Genomic DNA, 1929 nt, shown 5'->3' with positions numbered 1-1929 from the left:
CCCGAGTTCGACAGTTTGAGGGGCATTTTAGGCAAATGAAAATGACCGAAATGCTGTTATATCAAGGATTTCACCACGCCTTCCCTAGAAAAAAACGTCGAATTTCATAGGCACACGATTTATTAATTTATTCTTTTAAAATGAACGGGTATACGTTATAATATAGGCATGTACATACGACGAGTAACACGCAAAAACAAAGATGGAACAACCGTTGCTTATCTCCAGCTTGCTCACAACGAATGGGATCCGAAGGCCAAATATGCGAAAGCGAAGGTGATTTATTCGTTTGGGCGCGAAGATGAGGTGGATCGTGCCGTTTTGGAGCGTCTGGCCAAAAGCATTTCGCGATTCCTTTCGCCCGAGCAAGCTTGGGAAGTCGAAAAGTTAGCAGGAGAAACTGCCGATGACTTTCAATTCCAGTCATGCAAACACCTCGGCGGCGTTTGGCTCTTGGATCAGCTCTGGAGCCAACTGCGATTGGGGGAGATTCTGAACACCTTGTTTGCCTCCCGACATCATCACATCTCGCTGGAACGGCTCATTTTTGCCATGGTGGCGAATCGTGCGCTTCATCCATCCAGCAAGTTAGCGATGGAGGAGTGGGTGGAGAAGGACGTGTATATTCCCCATCTTCCCGAGGTCGCCAGCCATCAGCTGTACCGAGCGATGGATGAACTGCTGATCGTGCAATCGGACTTGGAACGTCAAGTGTTCTATGCTGTAGCTGACTTATTGAATCTGGAAGTCGATTTGCTTTATTTTGATACGACTTCGTCTTATTTCGAAGTCGATCCGTCTGAAACACCGGAAGAGGAATCCCTTCGAAAGCAGGGATTTTCCAAAGACAAGCGACCCGATCTTGTCCAAATCGTCATTGGGCTGGCCGTCACTCGGGAAGGAGTCCCGATTCGCGCTTGGGTATGGCCAGGCAATACGATGGACATGACGGTCATCAAACAAGTCAAACACGATCTCATCGGCTGGAAGCTCGGTCGTGTCATCAGTGTCATGGATCGCGGATTTTCCTCTGAAGAAAACTTACGAACCTTACAACAGGCAGGAGGACATTACATTGTCGGTGAAAAAATGCGATCCGGGAAAGCTTCCGTCGAAGAGGCGTTGAGCCGTCGCGGGCGCTACCAACAAGTCCGAGAGAACTTGCATATCAAGGAAATCACCGTAGGAGACGGAGAAGCGCGTCAGCGCTATGTTCTCGTGTACAATCCCAGCGAAGCCGAGCGCCAACGCAAGGAGCGAGAAAAGCTGCTCGAATCGTTGAAAGAGGAGTTAGAAGGGCTTCGCCAACTCCCAAACGAAGCCCATCATAAGGCTACCTGCCGGTTGCGTTCCCATCCGTCCTACGGAAAATACTTGCGCCAGTTGAAGGACGGAACCCTTCGCATCGACAAGCAGGCGGTTCGTGACGCGGAAAAGTACGACGGCAAATATCTCATCCGGACATCCGATGACACCTTGTCTGCCGAAGATGTCGCGCTTGGATATAAGCAGTTGGTGGATATCGAGCAGGCCTTTCGAACATTGAAGTCCACATTGGAATTGCGACCTATGTATCATCGCTTGGAAGACCGCATTCGGGCGCACGTGCTGCTCAGTTGGCTCGCTCTCTTGCTAGTTCGGATCGTGGAGATCCGAACCCATGAATCGTGGCCGAAAGTAAGGGACGAATGCGAACGTCTCATGCTTGGACATTTTTCTTCAAAAAACGGCGACCTTTATCAGCGAACCGAACTGACGGCCAAACAGGCTCAATTCTTTGCGGCTCTAGGCCTGGAGCCTCCTCCGAAGATTCTAGGCATCCATCCTCGCACCTAGATACACGCCTGAAGTATGCCCAAATGCCTCTGAGCCCTTTGGTATCAAGGGATTAGAGGCATTTTGTTTGCCTAGTCACTGTCGAACTCGGGA

The 1929-nt window shown here is 50.2% G+C and carries 1 protein-coding gene; it reads left to right on the top strand.

What is annotated here, in order from left to right; genetic code table 11:
• Positions 1-168 precede the first annotated feature (168 nt).
• Positions 169-1836 (top strand): IS1634 family transposase, encoded by a 1668-nt coding sequence (locus tag CS060_RS13910; protein ID WP_035046869.1) that lies wholly within the window; start codon positions 169-171, stop codon positions 1834-1836.
• The last annotated feature ends 93 nt before the right edge of the window (positions 1837-1929 follow it).

The organism is Anoxybacillus flavithermus, assembly GCF_002742685.1.
Classification (GTDB): domain Bacteria; phylum Bacillota; class Bacilli; order Bacillales; family Anoxybacillaceae; genus Anoxybacillus; species Anoxybacillus flavithermus_E.
The sequence above is the reverse complement of the archived record's forward strand: the minus strand, read 5'-3'. Positions and strand labels throughout refer to the sequence as shown.

What these genes read in the sequence shown, in the direction of transcription:
- CS060_RS13910 (WP_035046869.1), top strand. Translation starts at nt 169, where the DNA reads ATGTACATACGACGAGTAACACGCAAAAACAAAGATGGAACAACCGTT.